Origin of the sequence: Paraburkholderia sp. GAS82 (assembly GCF_050436285.1) — a bacterium.
Classification (GTDB): Bacteria; Pseudomonadota; Gammaproteobacteria; order Burkholderiales; family Burkholderiaceae; genus Paraburkholderia; species Paraburkholderia phenazinium_B.
Genome location: NZ_JBNDLX010000014.1, coordinates 67,180 through 83,437, shown reverse-complemented (window position 1 = coordinate 83,437; position 16,258 = coordinate 67,180). Strand labels below are relative to the sequence as shown.

Annotated in this window: 19 protein-coding genes; 4 read left to right on the top strand and 15 right to left on the bottom strand. The window is 59.2% G+C overall.

Annotated elements, in window-relative coordinates; translation table 11 throughout:
* Positions 1 to 69 precede the first annotated feature (69 nt).
* The 13 genes from P3T17_RS33480 to P3T17_RS33420 form a co-directional block, all read right to left on the bottom strand.
* Positions 70 to 630: a hypothetical protein gene (locus tag P3T17_RS33480; protein WP_133892907.1), complete on the bottom strand. Its 561-nt coding sequence runs from the start codon at positions 628 to 630 to the stop codon at positions 70 to 72.
* Between the two features lie 218 nt (positions 631 to 848).
* The gene (locus P3T17_RS33475) at positions 849 to 1,187 is read right to left on the bottom strand and encodes a transcriptional regulator (RefSeq protein ID WP_429411148.1); all 339 of its coding nucleotides are present in this window, start codon (positions 1,185 to 1,187) and stop codon (positions 849 to 851) included.
* A 54-nt stretch (positions 1,188 to 1,241) separates the two neighbouring features.
* Positions 1,242 to 2,249, bottom strand: a complete 1,008-nt coding sequence (locus P3T17_RS33470; protein ID WP_429411146.1) for a tyrosine-type recombinase/integrase — start codon at positions 2,247 to 2,249, stop codon at positions 1,242 to 1,244.
* A gap of 73 nt (positions 2,250 to 2,322) precedes the next feature.
* Complete coding sequence (locus tag P3T17_RS33465) at positions 2,323 to 2,541, bottom strand: DUF4224 domain-containing protein (RefSeq protein ID WP_429411144.1); 219 nt, start codon at positions 2,539 to 2,541, stop codon at positions 2,323 to 2,325.
* Between the two features lie 2 nt (positions 2,542 to 2,543).
* A complete protein-coding gene (locus P3T17_RS33460) occupies positions 2,544 to 3,323 on the bottom strand; it encodes a rolling circle replication-associated protein (RefSeq protein ID WP_429411141.1) in 780 nt (259 codons plus the stop codon).
* Between the two features lie 410 nt (positions 3,324 to 3,733).
* Positions 3,734 to 5,068 carry a type II secretion system protein GspD gene (locus tag P3T17_RS33455; protein WP_429411139.1) on the bottom strand — a complete coding sequence of 445 codons (1,335 nt, stop codon included), beginning with the start codon at positions 5,066 to 5,068 and terminating at the stop codon, positions 3,734 to 3,736.
* Positions 5,069 to 5,133: 65 nt separating this feature from the next.
* Positions 5,134 to 6,072 carry a zonular occludens toxin domain-containing protein gene (locus P3T17_RS33450; protein WP_429411137.1) on the bottom strand — a complete coding sequence of 313 codons (939 nt, stop codon included), beginning with the start codon at positions 6,070 to 6,072 and terminating at the stop codon, positions 5,134 to 5,136.
* Positions 6,069 to 6,347, bottom strand: a complete 279-nt coding sequence (locus tag P3T17_RS33445; protein ID WP_429411135.1) for a DUF2523 family protein — start codon at positions 6,345 to 6,347, stop codon at positions 6,069 to 6,071. Before P3T17_RS33445 ends, P3T17_RS33450 begins: the two co-directional genes overlap by 4 nt.
* Complete coding sequence (locus P3T17_RS33440) at positions 6,344 to 6,466, bottom strand: hypothetical protein (protein WP_429411133.1); 123 nt, start codon at positions 6,464 to 6,466, stop codon at positions 6,344 to 6,346. Before P3T17_RS33440 ends, P3T17_RS33445 begins: the two co-directional genes overlap by 4 nt.
* On the bottom strand, positions 6,463 to 7,410 hold the full coding sequence (locus P3T17_RS33435; protein WP_429411131.1) for a virulence factor TspB C-terminal domain-related protein: 948 nt from the start codon (positions 7,408 to 7,410) through the stop codon (positions 6,463 to 6,465). Before P3T17_RS33435 ends, P3T17_RS33440 begins: the two co-directional genes overlap by 4 nt.
* A 770-nt stretch (positions 7,411 to 8,180) precedes the next feature.
* Positions 8,181 to 8,450: a hypothetical protein gene (locus P3T17_RS33430; RefSeq protein ID WP_429411129.1), complete on the bottom strand. Its 270-nt coding sequence runs from the start codon at positions 8,448 to 8,450 to the stop codon at positions 8,181 to 8,183.
* A gap of 67 nt (positions 8,451 to 8,517) precedes the next feature.
* Positions 8,518 to 8,736 (bottom strand): major capsid protein, encoded by a 219-nt coding sequence (locus tag P3T17_RS33425; protein WP_429411127.1) that lies wholly within the window; start codon positions 8,734 to 8,736, stop codon positions 8,518 to 8,520.
* Between the two features lie 234 nt (positions 8,737 to 8,970).
* Positions 8,971 to 9,276: a cellulose synthase gene (locus tag P3T17_RS33420; RefSeq protein WP_429411125.1), complete on the bottom strand. Its 306-nt coding sequence runs from the start codon at positions 9,274 to 9,276 to the stop codon at positions 8,971 to 8,973.
* Between the two features lie 155 nt (positions 9,277 to 9,431).
* Between P3T17_RS33420 and P3T17_RS33415 the strand changes: the two genes are divergently transcribed.
* Entirely contained in the window at positions 9,432 to 10,025 is a 594-nt protein-coding gene (locus P3T17_RS33415) for a hypothetical protein (protein WP_429411123.1), read from the top strand.
* 998 nt (positions 10,026 to 11,023) lie between these two features.
* Positions 11,024 to 11,446, top strand: coding sequence for a hypothetical protein (locus tag P3T17_RS33410; protein WP_429411121.1), 423 nt, complete (start codon positions 11,024 to 11,026; stop codon positions 11,444 to 11,446).
* A gap of 39 nt (positions 11,447 to 11,485) precedes the next feature.
* Here P3T17_RS33410 and P3T17_RS33405 read toward each other — a convergent pair whose 3' ends face one another.
* On the bottom strand, positions 11,486 to 12,106 hold the full coding sequence (locus tag P3T17_RS33405) for a ParB-like protein (protein WP_074265797.1): 621 nt from the start codon (positions 12,104 to 12,106) through the stop codon (positions 11,486 to 11,488).
* A 272-nt stretch (positions 12,107 to 12,378) separates the two neighbouring features.
* Between P3T17_RS33405 and P3T17_RS33400 the strand changes: the two genes are divergently transcribed.
* Positions 12,379 to 13,191, top strand: coding sequence for a mechanosensitive ion channel family protein (locus tag P3T17_RS33400; protein ID WP_074265798.1), 813 nt, complete (start codon positions 12,379 to 12,381; stop codon positions 13,189 to 13,191).
* A 57-nt stretch (positions 13,192 to 13,248) separates the two neighbouring features.
* Here P3T17_RS33400 and P3T17_RS33395 read toward each other — a convergent pair whose 3' ends face one another.
* On the bottom strand, positions 13,249 to 13,920 hold the full coding sequence (locus tag P3T17_RS33395; RefSeq protein ID WP_074265799.1) for a VTT domain-containing protein: 672 nt from the start codon (positions 13,918 to 13,920) through the stop codon (positions 13,249 to 13,251).
* A 257-nt stretch (positions 13,921 to 14,177) separates the two neighbouring features.
* On the opposite strand from P3T17_RS33395, the gene mutL reads away from it, so the two are divergent.
* On the top strand, positions 14,178 to 16,253 hold the full coding sequence (gene mutL, locus P3T17_RS33390) for a DNA mismatch repair endonuclease MutL (protein ID WP_074265800.1): 2,076 nt from the start codon (positions 14,178 to 14,180) through the stop codon (positions 16,251 to 16,253).
* The last annotated feature ends 5 nt before the right edge of the window (positions 16,254 to 16,258 follow it).

Genomic DNA, 16,258 nt, shown 5'->3' with positions numbered 1-16,258 from the left:
GCGAACTGGCATCGTTTCGCGCTCCCTTTGGCGCTCTTCGCCTCTCCGGATTTGGCGGAAGTTTCGTCATCAATCAGGCCGGACGCTTCCACGTGGATTTCGATACAACTGCAACCACGTCGTCGGGGACGCCCAAAATCGCCGCCCTGTGAAGTTCGCCAACGCCGTTATAAGCTCGTGAGCTTGCGGCTCGTGTTCCACGATGAGGTCTAGCGCCGTTTGGATACGACTGTCGAACTGTTGCACGGCCAGATCTCGCTGCTCGCGGAGAAGACTACCTAGCAGCCCTCGAAAGGCGCGGAGGATTTCGTACGCGAACGCGACCTCGCCCGCGAGGGGCTCTCCCAACAGGCCGAGCTTCGTGACGTTGGCATCGAAAATCGGACTGGTCGGGGGATCGATTTGCGGCAGGTACTTAGGCTTCCCGTCCGGGCCAGCCCCTTTCACTTTAGGAAAAGTCTCCTTCATCCTTGGAACGGCGCTCATATGCGCTCTCAACTCGCCACAAAGCGCGCTGGCCAAAGCCTTTGCGTCGAGAAAACGTCGGTACTCTTCCGCGAGAAAGTTCGTGCCGTACGCCACTACAAGGACGGTACTGGCACCGACCACTGCAGCCGCCATATCGCTCATTAAGCCCCCGACATCATTGTTTGCGGGGCCTCACCCGCGCCCCGGAACATTTTACCTCCGGTAGAACAAGCCGCCGGTTCGGGAGCTTAGCTCGCTTTTTGTCATCACAAGCTCGCGGCCGGTCTCCGGGTCGCCGTTCGTATTGCTCACCGCATACTCGATGTCGACGCTCATCATGGGGAAGCCATCAAAGCCCCGCCTGACAACCTACCCTACGCTCATTTAAGCCATTCAAATCCGACCCGCACGTGCTCGTACGGAAAAACGACGCAGCCGTGCGAATCCTCGTCAACCACACCTCGTTCCACAAGCACCCTAACGTCCTCGCACACTTCAGCCAGAGGCCGACCAACGGATTCGTGAACTTCAACCGCGTATCGCGGCCCCCGCCCTGCAAGGGCCATCAGTATGTGCCAGCGAGCAGGCGTCAACGTATCCAGCAACGCATGTACCGACTCAAAGGTTATGAATTCGCCCTGGCCCTCGCCCTTCATCGCGGCAACAAATCGAGCATCTGAAACATCATGTGCCTCCACTCCGATATTCACTGTACGCATCGACCCTCCTGAAGAAAAAAGCTTATCGACCACCCTCGCTACATCGACCTGCGGTTACCTAGTGGGACCAACCTTGTCGCCCTTTCGCTCACGAACATAGTGCTCAGTCATCTTTAACGACTTGTGGCCTAACTGCAGTTGCGCCGCTCGAATGTCGCCGGCCGACTCACTCTTATCCGTGCCGGCCTTCGCACGCAGATCCCGAAACTGAAACAAATTCTTTTGCACTCGCGCCGCAAGCCTCGCCCGATCAAAACGAAACCGAAGCGCATCACGCATCAGGCGTTCGCCCCCCTCGTTCACAACAAGCGCATCGCACTTCGCGTTACACGCCGCCTTGCGCGCCCGAATCCGATCAATCACCACCGCCAGTTCACCAGATACCGTGATGCGAAGCTTCTTGCCTCGCTTACCCTGCACAACCCACAGCTCCCCAGCCCGGATATCACTCTCCGCGAATTTCAACGTATCCGCTGGTCTTTGCCCTGTCAGATAGGCCAGATCCATCGCGTCCCGCGTAGGCTCATCGGCCACCTCCCAAACACGCTGGAAAACGTCATCCTCAACGTACACGGTGCGGCCACTCTCCTTATTCCTGCGCACCCCGACACACGGGTTAACGGCATCAGTTATGCCATGCTCTCGAGCGTAATTGAAAATATGGGAAAACAACGCGACTTCGCGATTAGCCCGAACGTGACCTGGCTGAACAGGAACCGACCGCTTCTTCTCGACGTACCACTGCCGCGCCTGTTCGCCTCGCCACGACAAGAATTGCTTTACATGCACCGGCTTAATGTCAGTGAGCAACGCAGGCGGATCATCAAAAAATTTATAGAGGTTCGACAGCTCCAACAAATTGTCCCGCTGCGTACGACGTGACTTAATCGGTAACACCTCGCGAACGTACCGCTCGGCCGCGTATCTGAACGTCACCAGCTCCGCGTGTTTATTTCGCCCTTGAGCCTCCAACTCCGACCACTTGCGGACCGCTTCCACGAAATCCGATCCCAACGGAATCTCCCGCCGAGGCGTACCACCAACATCAAAGTAGTAATACACAGCCCCGCTTCGCTGCGTTCGCGCACGCATACCCGGCGGCAAATTCAGGTTCTTCGACGGACGACGCCCCATATCAACTCGCCAACACTCGCGGTTGCCAAGAGGCACGCACCGAACGCTGCGCAGACACTTCTGGCCTACTCTCAACAGCCGCACGTGCGACAACCGGCTTACCAAGCGCATTCACGAAAAACGCGATCCCCATGCGCCGTAACGCATCAATCTGTTTTGATTTCACTTTTCTACCTGTAAGTACTACTAATTCTTGAGGCGAAAGAAACGTATCTTCCATTGCTAATTCTCCCGCGTCGAAAGCCAGAAACAACCGAGCTCCTGATTCCAATACGCCTGGCAACGATCAAGCGTCGACCCGACCCTAAGAGCGGCATCAAATGCTACCTTGATCGCCTCGGCCGCGTTATCGCAGATCAGATGTGCAATCGGATGCTGCTCAGGAATCGCGACGCCGCGACTGGTCCAATATCGCTTCTCGTTAAGTGCGTGTTCAGCGAAGTCTTTGGTGATGTACTTGCTAAGGTACGACGCTAGCTTATGACGTAAACCCTTCTCTCTAAACGGGTTCCGCACATCGATATTGCCGTTACCGTTTCCTACGATGCTCCACCAAATGGATCGCAACACGCTGTAGTTTTGCCGACCCTTCAGCGCGATATGAAGATGCCACGATCCACGCTTCTGCCGCTCAGCAACCGCAACGTATTGAAACCCCCGAACCTTTCCGAGCCTCCGCCGAAGCGCGTCAAAGTCCTTCTTTAGTCTCGCCTTGTCCAGCACGTTCTCGCGATAAGTCAACGTGATCATACGATCAGCACCAATCGCCTTGCATCTCAGACGCACTTGCTGCTTGGCTCGCTTTGCTGCATCCATAAGGTTCTGCTCAGTATTCTCCGACTCACCGCGCTTCGCCCGAGGCATCAGGCTTAAGCCCTGTGCGCCCATATACCGGTCGAATCGCGTAGCCGTAACCTCAACCTGACCGTCACCAAAATTTCGGCCACGAACCACCCATTCCCGGCGAAACGCCGAGAAATTGCCTATACTATCGTCGTGCATTGCAACTAGTCCTTGTAATGCTGTTGTACGAGCCTCGAACCGTTGCAGCGGTCGAGGCTTTTTTATTGACTCTGGCAATTCACCCGCCTACGTCATCAACACCGAACCGATTCCCCCTAATCAACTTGTTCAACTCATCCGCGTACGTTAAGTGTCCCTGATATAAATCTAGGCGCGCTTCGCGCGCCGGGTCGCACGCGGCAGGCCGCGGCCCACCCGGCGCACACCACGCCGTAACCATTTCCCACAGTCCCACACCACCGACACACAACCCGCGCATGTTTGTCATGGGTTGCGCCATCCTGCGGCCGGCACAACCCACGACAGAGCGTATGGAGGCATAGCTGGCATCAAGGCCAAGCCCTACGGGTCGCTACCGCGAGCCTTGACCCCAGCGCATCCCGTACCGGCTACAAAGCCGAACGCGGACCATCCACGCGTTGAACCTGCAAAACCAACAAGATTTCAGTACGACCCTTAGCTCCCGACTTACCATCGAGGAAATGCGGCAACCAGCCCTCATGAGTGACGGTCTGACTGTTCGAATCCTGCACAAGACCGCCGAGCACCACGACCTCGTTATCGCGCAGCCCCACCGTCGTCGTCAGCTCGCGGGTGTTCTTCGTCGGACTGTTGTTGACGCCCGAAGTCGTCGCCACGAAACTCGACACCTGCTCGTCGAGCTGCAGTTGAACCGAATCGGCTAGGACAATCGGCTCCACCTCGAAAATCACCCCAGCGTCCTGATACACCACAGACTGCACCGGCGTGTTCGATGTCCCCTCGTAGCTCACACTCCCCAACGTCGGCACCTGCTCGCCAACGTTCAAACTAACTTTCTGCCCCGACACCACACGCACGTTCGGATCCGAGACCTCCTTAAATCGCGTATCCGCGTTCAACGCCGATATCGCCACATTCAGAAAATGCGCATCAAACGTCAGTGCGCTCGCATCCGTCGAGGCCGAACCATTTGACACACCGATCTGCCCATCCAGCAGATGCGCCGCTATCGAAAAAGCCGAGTTTGTCGAGTTCGTATCCGACACCTCGTACACCCATCCACGCACCACCACCTGGCCGGGATTAGTATCCAGTTGCGGCAGCAACTTGCGCAACTCGGCAATCTCCGACTCCTTGCCGATAAACACCAGGTCATCGGCAGCCGACACGCTCGACACTGGCAGGGAGTTCGAAGGCGACGTAACAACGGCGCCCGACGCACCGACCGCCGACGCCGCAACAGGTGCAGTAACCGCCGACGCCAGCTCAGGCGAACCCTGCAACGGTGACGCAGACGAGGTGTTGACCGTCCCCTGAAAAAGCGGCTTCACTAGCGCTGACAGATACGACGCAGACCGGAATCGCGGGTGATACACGAACGACTGCCGAGGTTGCTGCTTCAGGTCGGATGCATCCTTCGGCATGACGAAATCAACCCCATCGCGCGTATCGACCTTGAACCCTAGTGAGTCCAGAAACACCTTGACGAACCCATGCAGGTCACCGTCGGCCGAATCGTACTGAAACGACACCACGCGCGAATCGTTAAGCACCTCAGACGATATGACGTGCGGCACGTGCATCGCGTCGTCATACAGTAGATCCACCAGCTGCCCGACGTTCACGAACCGCAGATCGAACGACCCCTTACGGCTCACATGCGGCAGTGGCTGCAACGGCGGCCCCGACGAAGACTGAACCGCAAACGACACTGGCAACGGTGGCAGCGGCAACAACGGCACGGCCGCGTCACCGGCCCAAGCCAACGACGAACAGACCGCAAGTACACATGTGAGCAGGACACGCATCATCGACCACCCAACGCAGGAACGGGCGAAGCACCCGACTTATCCGCACCCGGCACCGACTGGCCAAGCGACCCCGACCACACCGCAGCCCGATCACCATCGACCGATCCCTCAAGCGCAAGCCCATCGCCCTTGAAATCCTTCGCGTCCATCGACCGAACCCGCCCCGAGCCATCGGCCACCAGCACGAACGCACGCCCATCGATCACGTACCGACCCGCAACCCGCCATACCTTCGAACCGGACTTCGAGCTCGATGTGTTGTCAGCAGCAGCACCCGACGCACTGGAAGTCGTCTCCGCAGCCTTGGCTCCGCCCTTCCCCGAGCGCAGATGCTTCACCGTCATCCACGTGAACACACCGGCCACAATCACTGCCACCGGCAGCACAAACAGCGCCTTAGGGATGACCGCTTTCGGCTTCGTATGAACCTCAGCGCTCACGTACAGATTGAACACATCGCGCGGGTATCGCCAGAACGTTTTCACCGCGTCCCTGAATCCGCCACCTGGGTTGTGCACAGAATCCCATTCGTACAACACGGCACGGTTCAGACCGAACAGCCGCCGCACATGGACGTGCCTGCCGACCAGATCGCGCACCGTTTTGCTCATGCGCTGCGGAGCCTGGGTCACCACGAACACATCAATGCCCATGTGACGATGCACGTGCAAGGCTTCAACGTCTGGCGTAGGCTTCGAACCCATCGCCACCGGAGGCCAGATCCGCTGAACTTCGTCAATCACCAGAATGTCGCCGGCCTGTACCACGTTCTGCCAGTTGCGGCACGTGTCGTCATCAAGAATTTCGTGGTCAATCACCAACCCGTTGATACCGTTCACCAGCAACCGCCGCCCCGCCTTCAGCTCACGCCGCAATTGCGAGACCAGATACAGCGACTTGCCGCTCCCCGGCGTCCCCGTGATGAGCGTAATCATTGCAAGAACCACTTCTTGAACGTACCGCCACCAACCATCGCGAGACGCGTCGCGAAAGCCCCCGCGATATAGGAAAAGCCCTGCCAGAAGCCCGCGATAGCCAGCACGTTGACGATGGCCGACGACAGGCCACCCAACGCGTTCGTACACCACGACATTGCCGTATTCAGCGCGAGGTCAAGCCCCGAAACTGTGACAATGCCGACACCCAGCGCAATCAACGCCTGAATGACGAACGGCCCCGCAACCGACACCAACCACGCCGCCCAGCTCATAACCTCACCCCAGCACAGGTCGCTGCCGACCGTTGGACGCTCATCTGACGATCAACATCTTTTTTGGCAAAGAACGCAATAATCAGAAACAACACCACCGCAGCAAAAAAGCTTTTCATGACTTGAACCCCATGACGATGATGAAAGCGGCAGCGAACCCACAGACCGCCACCACGATCGGATTGACGTCCGCCGCGAATGTACATATCGGCGTGTAATCAATCGTCAACGTCTGCCCAAAAACCACGAACGACACCGGAGCCGGACACGTCCCGTTCGTCGGCCCAATGCTCCAGGGCGACAGCGAAATCGAAACCGACGACGAAGGCAAGGTGCCGGCCGTAGCCGTACCCAACGTTGCACAAGCTGACGCCGTAGGGTCCTCGGCACACAGATCCGCCGTATCGCTCGACGTTGACGTGCCAGAGGCGCCTGTTGACCCGGTTCCGGTACCTGTGCCCGTCGAACCCGTCGGCATTGTCGTAACGCCCGTTGTAGTCGTCCCCGGAGCCGTGCCCGAGCTTGTAGCCGGACCAGTGCCATCCGATGCCTGCCCGCTTGAAGGCAACGACCCGACCGAAGAACTAGATCCGCTATTCCCCTGGGAACCGACGCCCGAACCCACACCCAGATCGTCACCAACATCAGGTGCGAACGATGAATTATCCGACTCCCAAGTAGACACGTCGGAAGGCGTAATAGGGTCGGTCGATGGGTACGGCAGACCGGCATAACCAGGTTTAGCGGCCGCCTGCTGCCACAATGCGTTCACCATATCCGCAGTCGTCTGCGGAGCTACCCCCTCCGTCAGCTCGCTCGACGGCGTATCAGCCACGGCACCCCCAACCGTCGCCATACCGGTAAACGGGCCATCGCCCGAAAGCGGAGCAAGAACGTTCTGACACACACCAGACGCGATTTCCACCAACGACACCGACAACGACCCCGCTTGACCCGTATTCGTGTTCTTGTACGCAAGTGTGTACGTCGAATTGCTCTCGGTGAAACTGCTCTGCGTCCACGCCGCTACACCGCCAACATACGGCGCATAGAAATCGTTCAAGCCACTGACAATCGCCTGCGCAACGGCGTTTGGATCGGTACTACAATCCGTCGACGTCACTCCCGGACCTGTCCATACGTTGCTACTCGACCAGTAATCGCCAGACGGCGCAGAACTCTGCGACGGCCCCGTGATCGTCACCGGTGTCGAACTACTGGACCCAAAAGCCCAGCTCCACAGCTTCTCCACGCCCAAAAAAACAGCCGCCTGCGTGATCGCACTCAAGGCCGCACAGCCAATAACTCCCAAAATCCCACCACCGGCGCAAGCCCCGCCCGCCGCCACATCCGTAGCCAGGGCGGAGCCCATCGCACTCAGAGTGGCCGCGATACGACCGTCTGTCGCGGCAACCCCCGACTCAATCGCGTTACCAGTGACTAAGGCCGACATCTCGATCTGAGGCTTGCCGTACGCTATCTCAGTCGACCCGGGCGGCACCGTGCCACTACCAATGATGTTTGCCTGCGACGTCCCATCGAAAATGATGTACGACGTATCCGACGTCCAAGCGATCGTCGTTTGAGCGCAAGCGCCACCCGACCAAACGCAGATGCAAGCGAGAAAAAAGCAGAACAGATAGCGCATCCGTCACTCACAAAAACAGGATCAAGCCGACCGCATAGCACGTCGCAAAGGCCATCCCGACGCATTCGTAGAACCACAGCATCACTCACCCTCCTCAAGGTCAACCACGAAAAAACGCGCCGCCTTCACCACCCATAGCGTCAAAACACCGGCAACCAATACCGCCGCAGCCCACCTGACCCGACTCACGACCCATCCCCACCAGGCGAATCAATGAGACGCCGCAAAAGCCGAAACGCGAACGCCATCGCCATGACGCCCAGCACCGCGCCGCCGACATCAAAGCCAACCTGAAAGCCGCCATCCACCGGGCCATCGCCAGCGACACCAGACGCGACCTGAAGCACCAACGTGTTGCCGCTGGCATCCTCACCGCACGTGGCCGGCCGCCCCCCGACCTCGACGTATGTCACTCCCGTCGTACCGGACTCGCCGCAAACAATCACATCCGACATACGACCTCCGAAAAAAAGGCGCCGAGTCGCGAACTCGACGCCTCCGCCTCAAGCGCAGCGCCGACGATCAGCGAGCGATGAAGCCCTTCAGCAAACGGAACGCGAAGACCACCGTCACCACGCTGAGGACAGCAACGCCAATGTCCTCAACATTGCCCGTCACCGACGTGATCGACGAAACGATCGCCGTATCCGTGATCGCCGTGCCCGAAGCCTGAGCGAAGGCACCGACCGACACCACCGCGAGAGCTGCACCAGTTGCAACACGCTTGACCATCTTGTACATGCCTAACCTCATTCAGAAACGCGGCCCGTTGATTTGGATTCGTCCGAGCGGGCCAGCTTCGAACGAATCGACTTCTTAGGCGGATCGCGCCGCATCAGCGTGCGAGCCACATAATTCATTCCCTTGCAGATCAGGTAGATCGCGAGCAGTACATTCAAAAGCGCTAGCTGCGACGAAACGGGATCCACGGCATACGATGAAAGGCGGTCCATAGCTCACCTAATTCATCGCGAACTAAACGGGGCTTGCACCAGGAGTTGCCTTAGCCTTTGGCATACCGAACGGCACCAGCGACACAATCCGAGGCTCAAGCTTTCCATCCATCGACTGCTGCAGCCCAAACTCAGCCAAATAGTCGCCAGGCTGCGACTCCTTAAGATCCTTGGGCAAGTTGATCTGCCCGACCAAAATTTGCTTCCCTTCGGACGTCTCCTGCTCCAGCACGCACTGCGCGGCGTGTATCTCCCAAGGCAACCCCGTCTTCTTCGAGGTGCCGCCCTTCTGGATAACTTGCAAAATCGTAAGCTTCTGCTTGGACATGGTTTTTCCTCTCTTTCGCTGTAGTAGCCACTAGGGCGTAAAATCGCACACGCGACAAATATGGCACGTAAAATAGATGATAAATCTAATTAACCTAGACAATATATCTCGGTTGACCAGATCATCCATCAGTATTTCTTGATTGTCAAGAGACCATGGCTCATTACGAACGCGACCTGATACAACGCATACGCGGTCCCGAACAAAGTGTTCAAGATCGGCTATGCGCGATCATCGACGCTGAAACGTCGCCAACCCGACGCTGGAAAGAGTTGGAAGACATCAGCGGAATATCCAGACATAGCTGGCAAAAGACGTATGCCGGCGACCAGCGCCCGACAGTCCAAATGCTAGAAGCCACGACGGCCACTTGGCCCCAATACGCTTTCTGGCTAATGACTGGAATCACAGACGCAGCTGCAGGGCACATATGTCCAGCGGGCCTTGATCCGTGGCCCGCCACCCCCGAAGAACTCGCCGCATCCACCAAAGAACCGTGGGAATATTTAATTCGACTCAGAAGAGAGATATACAAAGAGGTGAGAGACGCTCCGAACACATCGCTCGCCAACTTGAACACTTTCGACGTGAAAGAGTGGATCAAGTCGCGACTGCCGAAGGTCGATAAGGCGGCGGAATACGCCGCGCTCGCATGGTTCCGATATCGAACTAGCGTCAAACACAAAGCAGCGCTGTACCAAGCTCTCTATGACCGAGACGTCAAGGCCGATGACGACCAAGCGGAATAAGGACACTCACACGCGCCGGAATTTCGCGGACGCGAAAAACGCCCCGGCTAAAGCGCGCTGAAGAACTCCCGGTGCGCTGAACAACCCCCGTCAGCGCTGAACAACTCCCGGCGCACTGAACAACCCCGCAGCGCCATTACGCCACCACCGTCCGAAAACGCTAGTAAACTAACGGCAACCCCACTAGCGGCATCCAAACCGACATGGCCGAGCCAAAAACACCGCCCCCGCAAGAAAATCCCACCGATAACAAACTGAAGAACTATCCGCTGAAAAACGGCTCAGAGTGGGGCCGCAAAGCTCTGGAAGGGATACGCGAAATGCATCAGAACGAAGACGCAAGAAAGGCAGTAGCCTGCAGACTTTTCTAGATTTGGCCTCACATTCCGCTCCGCAATCCACTCAGGAGCGTTGCTGGGTATGACACCCACAACACCACCGCACGCCAAATTGCGGTGCACGATCCGCCCATAGATCGTTGTTTTTTATCATTTTTAGCTCGGACTTTTAATCCGTTGGTCACAGGTTCGAATCCCGTACGGCCTACCAAGAAAAATCAAAGGGTTACAGGCCTTGGGCCTGTAACCCTTTGTCCGTTTACGGGTTCGTCTAACCCAGTGGCTGCGCGCAATGCGCAGATCGCCAAAACTCGCTTGGGCTGCCGAGGCCGCTTCTCTCTGCAAATCGAAAGGGAGAGTCCGGAGAATCGTTCGACCGGTCCCGGCAAGCCGGCGTAAATCGTCGTCGGGTACCGCTTCGAGATATCCAATCAAACTAGTGCCGCCGCACTATCTCGCACCCACAGCGCTCGTCACCTCACTCTGACAGAAAGCCGGATCCATTCCGTAGGAGCACCCCACTCCAGCGCAGCATATACCTACGCCACCCCGAAAAACCAACTCAATTGGACTCCGAAGTTTCTCGTTTATCGAGACATCAAGACATGTAATGATCGCGCCCGGTGAGCCAACAACGTGTTGCGCAGTGCCCCAGTCAGCATGACACACACAACGGCACAGCTGAAAAACCCGCGCTTTCATTCCGATACCATGAGCAACTTTCTGTTCGATCTGACCGCGAACCTCGTGATCCTCGCAACGCTGCTGGTCGCGTGTCACCTATGCAATCTCGCCCGGCCGGATCTCGCCTTGAACGGCGGCTATGTTTACCTCGTACTGGCGTCGACCGCCCTGGTGTTCGATGCGGCTTTGACCTTTCTGGTATTCGCAGACGCACGGAGTCGTTACGGGCAATTCAGCACGCCCAGCGCATTCGTCGAGCGTGCGAGCGCTTACGCACTTGCCTGTGCACTCGCGCTTTACTGCGCCAGCCGCACGCGAGTCCGCAGGGCGAAGGCCAAGACCGATGACGTACTGGTCATCCGGACTTCGGCCTACACCGAGTCCCATCTGCCAATGTAGTAGCGCATCAGTCGCACCGGCATCGGACCGCCCCGTTCCTCAGGCCTTGATCACACCGGACCAGCCCGGCAGATAACGCGCCTCAGGCTTATGGGCTAGCGCCTTCGCGAGGTCGAGCGCCTTCGCGAAATTCTTCGCGATCTTGCTCGCCGGGACCCGCGGCCGCAGAAAGTCGGCCCACAGGAATTCGCTGAACGGCGTCGCATCTTTCGCATAGCCGCCGGCATTGCGTAGCTCGCCAGCGAGGCTGCGATAGGGGTCGTCCGTCATTTCGGTGATCTCCTTCGGCAGGTGTTCGTATTCGTAACGCGAGCCGTCGGCGCCGAACGGATGGACCCACTGGTTGTGTTCCATCATGCGCCAGAAGATCTCAAAGTCGAGCCAGGAAAGATCTTTCAGCACCATCACCTTCACTTGCTTGACACCCTCTTCGAGCAGCGCCCGTCCGAGGTGATGATGGTCGACGATGTAGTAAAGCTTCTCCGGCCCCAGCACAGCAGGAAACGAGTGCGAGTCGATTGCTGCGCTGCGCTCCTTCTTGTTCAACGTCTTCCAGTGATCGCGCTTCAAGGTGACCTCGCGATAGCCCACCGTCATCTGGGTAGGCCGCAGCGCCGCGAGGTTTGCCGGGATCAAATGAACGTCTCTGTTTGGAACCATGGTCTACCTCATCAAATCGTTAAATCAATTTCAAGGGAAACTTTCGCGGGAAACTCGCGGGAAACAATAGCGCGGATCACGCGCGCCGTTAATACCCGCGAACCATTTCGCATACGGGCAGGAATGGTCCTTGCGCACGCGCGAGCCGTCGGCTATAACTTGCGAAGACCGAGAGTGAAAGGATCTCGCTCCTCATCTGGCATTGCATCTACTGTGTTGAATCGAAGTATTTTCGTCATCAGTCACGCGCAACCGACCCGAGCGAGGCCATCTTGAATCTCGACACCGTACGCATCTTCCTCATGACCCGAGGCATCGACCTCGGCACCAAGGTCCTCGGCGCGATTGTGCTGTGGATCATTGGCCGCTGGGTGATCGGCGTGATCACCGGCCTGCTACGCAAGCTGCTGTCGCGCAATGGACGCGTCGACCCCACCCTCGCGCACTATCTCGGTTCGATCCTCGGCGCCTTGCTGAACCTGCTGCTGATCCTCGCGATCCTGCAGGTGTTCGGAGTCCAGACCACCTCGTTCGCAGCGCTGCTCGCTGGCCTCGGTCTCGCCATCGGCACGGCGTGGGGCGGCCTGCTGGCCCATTTCGCGGCCGGCATCTTCATGCAGGTGCTGCGCCCCTTCAAGGTCGGCGATTTCGTCATGGCCGGCGGCGTTACGGGCACTGTTCAGGAGCTAGGCCTCTTCGGCACCACCATCATCACGCCGGACAACGTCACCACGATCGTCGGCAACAACAAGATCTTCTCCGACACGATCTCCAATTACAGCGTCTTGCCGGTGCGTCGGGTCGAGCTGACGGCGAAGATCGCTAACGGCGTCGATCCGATCGACGCGGCTAATCGACTGCGGGCGGCGATCGTCAAGATTCCTAACGTCGCGGACAGTCCGGCGCCGGATATCGAAGTGCTCTCCTTCACACCGGAAGGTCCGCTGCTATGCGTGCGTCCGTACACGCATACCGACCACTACTGGCAGGTCTACTTCGACACTAACCGGGCCATCATCGAGACCTTCCGCGAAGCGGGCTTCCCGACGCCGGAAACGCCACTCGTGCGTCGCGCCGCGAACTAAGTCCGGCGCGAGCGCTACTCCGGAGCGGGCGCTACTTCTGCTGTCGCGAGCTGGAACCTAGCGGCCACCCGCTTTGGGCGCCGGCTTGCGCAGCATCTTCCACAGTGCACCGAGCAGCACGGGCACAACCGCCGCGCCAATACCGACCAGCACGATCACGTTCAGGTACTGGCGAATGAACGGGATGTTGCCGAAGAAGTACCCAAGCAGCACCAGCAGCAGCACCCAGAACAACGCACCCACGAAGTTGAACAACTGGAAGCGGCTCACGGTCATCTGCGATGCGCCCGCGACGAACGGTGCAAACGTGCGCACCACCGGGATGAAACGTGCAAGCACGATGGTCTTGCCGCCATGCTTTTCGTAGAAGTTGTGGGTCTTTTGCAGCGCTGCCCGATCGAGGAAGCGCTCGAGCAGCGGAATATGCGAGTCGAACACTTTGGGTCCGATCGCCCTGCCGATAAGATAGTTAAGCGTATTGCCCCCGACCGCCGCCACCAGCAGCAGCAGAATCAGCAGGCCGAGGTTCATTTCGCCGCTCGCGCAGAACGCGCCGCCGATAAACAGCAGCGAGTCGCCCGGCAGAAACGGCAGCACCACGAGCCCGGTTTCGCAGAACACGATCAGAAACAGCACCGCATACACCCAGGCGCCGTACTGTTGAATGAAAACCCCCAGAAACTTGTCGATATGCAAGACAAGATTCACGAACTGCAGCAGCGTGTCCAAAAGCGTCCCTTATTGAGCGAGTGGTGCGAGCGGCCGAATGGGCAGGCCGTCGTGCCATGAGATGAAATGGGCAACGATCCGAGGCCCGAAGGCGCCGAAAATTGACCGCGCCATGATACCGAAAGTGCCCGGCTACGATAAAAAAACTGCGGACAGAGACGCACACCGGACGCCGGCAAGCAGGCGGGAGATGAGTCCGCGCTCAGCGGACGTAGCGGGTTACCTGCCGCTTCCCAGCAAGTCGCTATAATTTCGCCATGTCCGAATTCTCCGAAACGCCTGTCGATCCCGCCGCCCAGGCTGTGGCGCCCGTCCTACGTCCGTTGCGGGCCATCCAACCTCTGCCGGACCTGCTGATCAGCCAGATCGCCGCCGGCGAGGTGGTCGAACGGCCGGCGTCGGTCGTTAAGGAGTTGCTGGAGAACGCCGTCGACGCCGGTGCGCAGACGCTGCGTATCCTGCTCGACGAAGGCGGCGTCAAACGCATCTCGATCACCGACGACGGCTGCGGCATCCCGGAAGGCGAACTCACGCTCGCCCTGATGCGCCACGCCACCAGCAAGATCCGCACGCTCGCCGAACTCGAAGCCGTCGGTACGCTCGGGTTTCGTGGCGAAGCGCTGGCGTCGATTGCGTCGGTGTCGGAGCTGTTCATCACCAGCCGCACGGCCGAAGCGCGGCACGCGATGCGCATCGAAGCGCAAACCGGCGTGCTGAGCCCAGCGGCCGGTACACAGGGTACGACGATCGAAGTACGCGAGCTGTACTTCAACACGCCCGCGCGCCGAAAATTCCTGAAGAGCGAGCAGACCGAACTCGGCCACTGCCTCGAAATGATCCGCCGCACCGCACTGGCGCGGCCAGACGTAGCGATTTCGGTGCTGCACAACGGCCGCGCGGTCGAACACTGGAACGCCAGCGATCCGGCCACTCGCGTCAGCAAGATCATGGGCGAGACCTTCGCCACGGCTCATCTGCCGCTCGACGAATCGGCCGGACCGCTGGCGGTCTATGGCTGCGCCGGCCTGCCCACCGCCAGCCGCGGCCGGGCCGATCAGCAATACTTCTTCGTCAACGGTCGCTTCGTACGCGACAAGCTGCTGACGCACGCCGTACGCGCCGCTTACGAAGACGTGCTGCACGGCGATCGCTACCCGTCGTATGTGCTGTTTCTCGACCTGCCCCCTGAGGGCGTCGATGTGAACGTGCACCCGTCGAAAATCGAAGTTCGTTTCCGCGATTCGCGCTCGATCCACCAGTTCGTCTTCCACGCCGTGCAGCGGGCGCTGGCACGGCATGCAGGAGCGTCGCCGGAGACCACCGCGGGTGGTCATGCTGCGCATCTTGAGCCGGTGTTGGGTGGTTCGGGGCCGTTTGGAGCCGCAGCAGGCGGTGGTGGCTTAGGTGCGGGCGCCGGCGGGAGCGCCGGTGGCGGCCTTGGCGCTAGCAGCGCAGGGTACGGAGCGAATGGCTTGGGCGGTAGCGCCGGCGGGAGCAGCAACATCGGCGGTAATGGTTTTGGAGCCCAGGCGGGCAACACGTGGCTGCGTCAGGCACGCATGACTCAAGGCACGCTGCCGGTCGCTCAACCGCTTGCGCTCTACGACGCATTATTCGGCGGCCGCAAGGACAACGGCGTCGGGACAGCGCAGGGCACGACCACGCTGGAAGCACGCGATTCCGGTGCGGATACGCCATCGTTCTTCGCCCCGCCGTCAGCCGGCAACGCGGCATTTCACAGCGCGGATGAACAACCACTTGGTTTCGCTCTTGGCCAGATCCATGGCATCTATGTGCTGGCGCAGAACGCCCAGGGGCTGGTGATCGTCGACATGCACGCGGCGCACGAACGGATCCTGTACGAGCAGTTCAAGAATGCGCTGGCCGACCGGGCGATTGCGGTGCAGCCGTTGCTGATTCCGTTGTCGATGCAGGCCGACCCGGTCGAAATCGGCACGGTGGAGGAAGAGCGCGAGACGCTCGATGCACTCGGCTTCGATCTGGCGGTGCTGTCGCCGACGACACTCGCGATCCGCGCGGTCCCGGCGCTGCTCAAGGACGCCGACCTCCAGGCGTTGGCCCGGGCGGTGCTGACCGATCTGCACGCATACGGCGGCTCGCGGGTCCTGACCGAGCGTCAGCACGAACTGCTTGGTACCTTGGCCTGTCACCACGCGGTGCGCGCGAACCGGCGTCTGACGCTGGATGAAATGAACGCGCTGCTGCGCCAGATGGAAGCAACCGAGCGCGCGGACCAGTGCAACCACGGACGCCCGACGTGGTATCAGCTGACGCTATCGGACCTCGATCGACTGTTCATGCGCGGTCAATGACTCTG

Coding starts and splice junctions, on each gene's coding strand:
- P3T17_RS33465 (WP_429411144.1), bottom strand. CDS start 2,541: ATGGAAGATACGTTTCTTTCGCCTCAAGAATTAGTAGTACTTACAGGT.
- P3T17_RS33415 (WP_429411123.1), top strand. CDS start 9,432: ATGGCTCATTACGAACGCGACCTGATACAACGCATACGCGGTCCCGAA.
- P3T17_RS33410 (WP_429411121.1), top strand. CDS start 11,024: ATGACACACACAACGGCACAGCTGAAAAACCCGCGCTTTCATTCCGAT.
- P3T17_RS33440 (WP_429411133.1), bottom strand. CDS start 6,466: ATGAAAAGCTTTTTTGCTGCGGTGGTGTTGTTTCTGATTATTGCGTTC.
- mutL (WP_074265800.1), top strand. CDS start 14,178: ATGTCCGAATTCTCCGAAACGCCTGTCGATCCCGCCGCCCAGGCTGTG.
- P3T17_RS33450 (WP_429411137.1), bottom strand. CDS start 6,072: ATGATTACGCTCATCACGGGGACGCCGGGGAGCGGCAAGTCGCTGTAT.
- P3T17_RS33405 (WP_074265797.1), bottom strand. CDS start 12,106: ATGGTTCCAAACAGAGACGTTCATTTGATCCCGGCAAACCTCGCGGCG.
- P3T17_RS33445 (WP_429411135.1), bottom strand. CDS start 6,347: ATGAGCTGGGCGGCGTGGTTGGTGTCGGTTGCGGGGCCGTTCGTCATT.
- P3T17_RS33460 (WP_429411141.1), bottom strand. CDS start 3,323: ATGCACGACGATAGTATAGGCAATTTCTCGGCGTTTCGCCGGGAATGG.
- P3T17_RS33480 (WP_133892907.1), bottom strand. CDS start 630: ATGAGCGATATGGCGGCTGCAGTGGTCGGTGCCAGTACCGTCCTTGTA.
- P3T17_RS33420 (WP_429411125.1), bottom strand. CDS start 9,276: ATGTCCAAGCAGAAGCTTACGATTTTGCAAGTTATCCAGAAGGGCGGC.
- P3T17_RS33425 (WP_429411127.1), bottom strand. CDS start 8,736: ATGTACAAGATGGTCAAGCGTGTTGCAACTGGTGCAGCTCTCGCGGTG.
- P3T17_RS33475 (WP_429411148.1), bottom strand. CDS start 1,187: ATGCGTACAGTGAATATCGGAGTGGAGGCACATGATGTTTCAGATGCT.
- P3T17_RS33430 (WP_429411129.1), bottom strand. CDS start 8,450: ATGTCGGATGTGATTGTTTGCGGCGAGTCCGGTACGACGGGAGTGACA.